Source organism: Helicobacter salomonis, from assembly GCF_017979425.1.
GTDB classification, from domain to species: domain Bacteria; phylum Campylobacterota; class Campylobacteria; order Campylobacterales; family Helicobacteraceae; genus Helicobacter; species Helicobacter salomonis.
Genome location: NZ_JAERIS010000044.1, coordinates 1 through 4,106, shown reverse-complemented (window position 1 = coordinate 4,106; position 4,106 = coordinate 1). Strand labels below are relative to the sequence as shown.

At 44.9% G+C, this 4,106-nt stretch carries 4 protein-coding genes and 1 pseudogene; 4 read left to right on the top strand and 1 reads right to left on the bottom strand.

What is annotated here, in order from left to right:
* The 3 genes and pseudogenes from KCO92_RS07155 to tnpA (KCO92_RS07145) form a co-directional block, all read left to right on the top strand.
* Positions 1-1,359 (top strand): DNA translocase FtsK (locus tag KCO92_RS07155; protein ID WP_210647483.1); only part of this gene is annotated, 1,359 nt, incomplete at its 5' end.
* A 54-nt stretch (positions 1,360-1,413) separates the two neighbouring features.
* On the top strand, positions 1,414-3,018 hold the full coding sequence (locus KCO92_RS07150; protein WP_104696377.1) for an ABC-F family ATP-binding cassette domain-containing protein: 1,605 nt from the start codon (positions 1,414-1,416) through the stop codon (positions 3,016-3,018).
* An 80-nt stretch (positions 3,019-3,098) separates the two neighbouring features.
* Positions 3,099-3,418: pseudogene (gene tnpA, locus KCO92_RS07145) on the top strand (IS200/IS605 family transposase); the annotation flags it as partial.
* Between the two features lie 49 nt (positions 3,419-3,467).
* Here the strand turns inward: tnpA (KCO92_RS07145) and tnpA (KCO92_RS07140) are convergent.
* Entirely contained in the window at positions 3,468-3,896 is a 429-nt protein-coding gene (tnpA, locus tag KCO92_RS07140; RefSeq protein WP_210647482.1) for an IS200/IS605 family transposase, read from the bottom strand.
* Positions 3,897-3,963: 67 nt separating this feature from the next.
* On the opposite strand from tnpA (KCO92_RS07140), the gene KCO92_RS07135 reads away from it, so the two are divergent.
* On the top strand, positions 3,964-4,106 hold a 143-nt coding region (locus KCO92_RS07135), incomplete at its 3' end, for a helix-turn-helix domain-containing protein (RefSeq protein ID WP_210647484.1).

Sequence of the window (4,106 nt, the reverse complement as noted above, 5' to 3'; positions counted from 1 at the left end):
CCCCCCACACAGCCCCCCCAAAACAACCCGGCTCCTCCACCTCAAAACTACGGGGTGGAACTCGCGCCAAGAACTTCCACACCTTCTACGCCCATGGGGGCTTATATGGATTTACTCCAACAACGCCGATCCTTGCAGAGCTCAGAAATCCCTCAAGAAATCCCTCCAACTCCCCAAAATGCCCCCAAAGATTCTAATCCTCCCCAAAGTGCCTCTACACTGCCCAGCACAAACTTGCTCAATTCTCCCACTCCTCCTAAACACACCCCTGATCAAATCCAAACACAGGCGCAAAATCTCTTGAGCAAACTACGCATGTTCAAAATTGAGGGAGAGATTGTGCGCACCTGTGTAGGGCCAGTGGTGAGCACCTTCGAATTTCGCCCCGCCACGCATATTAAAGTGAGTAAAATCATGGGGCTCTCAGATGATTTGGCGATGGCGTTGTGCGCCCAATCCATGCGTATCCATGCTCCCATTCAGGGCAGAGATGTGATGGGATTTGAAATTGCTAGAGATACAAGTGATCCTATTTGCTTAAGAGAAATCCTAGAAGACCCCATTTTTAGTCAAACCCCCTATAAACTTGCTCTAGCTTTAGGCAAGGACACACGCGGGAAAGTTTTTGTACTGGATTTAGCCACCTTGCCCCACTTGCTCATTGCAGGCACGACTGGGAGTGGGAAGAGTGTGGGCTTGCATACGATGTTGCTCTCCTTGCTTTATGGGCACACCCCTACAAGTTTACGCCTCTTGCTAGTCGATCCCAAACGCGTAGAATTTAGCGCCTACACAGATATACCCCACCTCATCACGCCCATTCTCACCGACCCTACTCAAGCTATTAATGCGCTCAAATGTGCAGTTGAGGAAATGGAACGGCGTTATACGGCTATGAGTGCCCTGCGGGTGAAAAATTTAGAGGGTTATAACGCTAAAAGCGCGGACAAATTGCCTTTTTTGGTGATTGTGATCGATGAATTAGCCGACTTGATGATGACAGGAGGCAAAGAAGTAGAAGCTCCTATCATTCGCATCGCTCAAATGGGGCGCGCGTGTGGGATTCATCTCATTATTGCCACCCAACGCCCTAGCGTGGAGGTGCTTACCGGACTTCTTAAAACTAATTTGCCCACAAGATTGAGCTTTAAAGTGGGTTCTAAAATCGATTCGCGCATCATTTTAGATAATGATGGAGCGCAAAATCTCTTAGGCAGGGGGGATATGCTGTTGATGCAAAATAACCAGCTACAACGCCTACATGCCCCCTACACCACAGAGGAAGAGATCGATAGAGTTACCGACTTCCTGCGCGCCCAACAAGCCACACACTATGATCCAAGTTTTGCACAAACTTAAAAAGGCAAGTTTTCATGTAAAGTAGTTATACTTGGGACAAAAACTAGGATCATCATGTTACAAGCCACCCAAGTTAGCATGCGCTATGCCACCAAAAAGCTCTTTGAAAATGTCAATCTCAAATTAGATGCGCACAAACGCTACGGACTCATCGGGGCAAATGGGGCGGGCAAGAGCACCTTTTTAAAGATTTTAGCTAGGGAAATTGAGCCCAGCGGTGGAGAGATTAGCCTAGGTTCAGGGTTAAAGCTGGGAGTTTTGGGTCAAGATCAATATGCCTTTGAAGAGTTTAGCTTAAAAGATGCGGTGCTCATGGGCAATAAAACCCTCTATGACGCGCTTAAGGAAAAAGAAAAGCTCTATGCAAACGCGGATTTGAGTGATGATAAGGTCAATGTCCGTTTAGCTGAGCTAGAGATGATCTGCGTGCAAGAAGACCCGCTTTATGAATGTGAAGTGGTGGTGGAAAAAATCTTAGAGGATTTGGGTATTCCTGCTAATCGGCACAATGACTTGATGCAAAGCCTGCCCAGTAGTGATAAATTCAAAATCCTCTTAGCTCAGGTGTTGTTTCCTAAGCCCGATGTTTTGCTCCTAGATGAGCCCACCAATAACCTAGATTTAAACGCGATCGCTTGGCTAGAAGAGAATCTCAAACGCCATGAAGGCACGATGGTGATCATCAGCCACGATCGCCACTTTTTAAACGCCGTGTGCACGCACATTTTAGATTTGGATTTTAACACCCTGCGGGAATTTAGCGGCAATTATGACGATTGGTATATCGCCTCCACTCTCATAGCCAAGCAAAAGGAAGCCGAACGCAATAAAAAGCTCAAAGAAAAGGAGGAATTAGAACGCTTCATCGCGCGCTTTTCAGCTAATGCGAGTAAAGCGCGCCAAGCTACTAGCCGCCAAAAGCAATTAGAAAAGCTGGATATTCAAAGTATTGAGGTTTCAAGTCGGCGCGATCCCAGCATTCTCTTTAAGCCCCACCGTGCCATTGGCAATGAAGCCCTAGAGTGCAGCCAAATTTCTAAATCCTATGGGGATTTGGTGGTGCTTAAGAATGTCAGTCTTAAAATCGCCCCAAAGGATAAAATCGCTTTGATCGGACCTAATGGGGTGGGCAAGAGCACGCTGTGTAAAATCTTGGTCGAGGAGTTAGCCCCGGATAGTGGGAGTGTGAAATGGGGTGCGACCACGCAGAGGGGCTATTTTCCTCAAGATGTGAGCGAGAGCATTCAAGGGGAGGAGAGTTTGTATCAATGGCTTTTTAACTTCAATAAAAAGATTGAGAGTGGAGAGGTGCGTAACGCTTTAGGGCGCATGCTCTTTAGTGGGGCGGAGCAAGAAAAGAGTGTGAGTGCTTTAAGTGGGGGGGAGAAGCACCGCATGGTTTTATCCAAGATCATGCTAGAGCGGGGTAACTTCTTGGTGCTCGATGAGCCCACCAACCATTTAGACCTAGAGGCGATCATCGCGCTGGGCGAGGCGTTGTATAAGTTTGAGGGAGCGGTGATTTGTGTCAGCCACGATCGCGAACTTATTAGCGCGTATGCTAATCGCATTATTGAGCTCATCCCCACCAATAAGGGCGCAAAAGTGGTGGATTTTAAAGGCAGTTATGAGGAGTATTTAACGAGCAAGGGGGTTTGACGGATCTCTTTTTACCCCCCAACCCACCTAGCTTTAGTTATGGGGCTAGTTAGTCAATATCATCTTGTACAACACTTTGTATGATAGCCACTATCAAATGTAAAAGCAGCAACAATATTGTCTATTCTTGCAAATACCATATTGTGTGGTGATACAGGCAAAAAGTCCTTATAGATCAGGTAGAGATAAGGCTCAAAAAATCATTTTGGAAGTGGTACAAGAGCTAGAAGTGGAGATTTTAGAGATGGAGACAGACAAAGACCATATCCACATCTTAGTAGAAGTTGATCCAAGTTTTACTAAAGAAACTTCGCTACGCTCGTTTTGGGGTGATGGAGTTTATTAGAACAGCTAAGGGTAGAAATAGTCGGCTCTTAAACAAGAGTTTGCACATTTAAGACTCTCCGGCAGAAATCCCACTCGTCTTTAGCGGGTGGGATGAATGCCCCCTACCCTTGATTTTCTATGTATCTTTTGATGGTTTCTGGGTTAGCCTTTCCTATGGAACAAGCGAAAAATCCATCTGTCCAAAGCGTTTGTTCTTTCCAAAAATGCTTGCGCAAGAGCGGGATAAACCTTTGCTCTCGCCAAATTTTATAAGTGGTGATCTGTTTGATCCGCAAGATAATAGAACTGATAGACACTCTAGGGATATACTGAATCATCAAATGCAGATGGTCTTTGTCGGCTTCCATTGCGATGATGATAAAATCTGAACTTTCCTCTATCTCTTCAACCACAGACTTTATAAAAATAGCCACATCTCCTACGAGCAACTTTTTTCTGTATTGACACACTAAAATCAAATGGGCTTTTAGATTATGTTTGCTCCTGTTTGTGGATAGATAGCCTTTGAGTTTGTAATGGTTTTCTTTCATGGCTCTACCTCAAAAATATTTTATAAAATTATGATATAAAAATGCAGAATAATTAAGGTGTAAGAAATTGCTTAAAGCAATGAAGTTTAGGATTCACCCTAGTGTTGAACAAAAAACCTTGATAAACAAGCATTTTGGCTGTGCTAGGGTGGTCTATAACTACTTTTTAGCATACCGCCAAAAGCAATACGCACAAGGTATTAGAGAAAA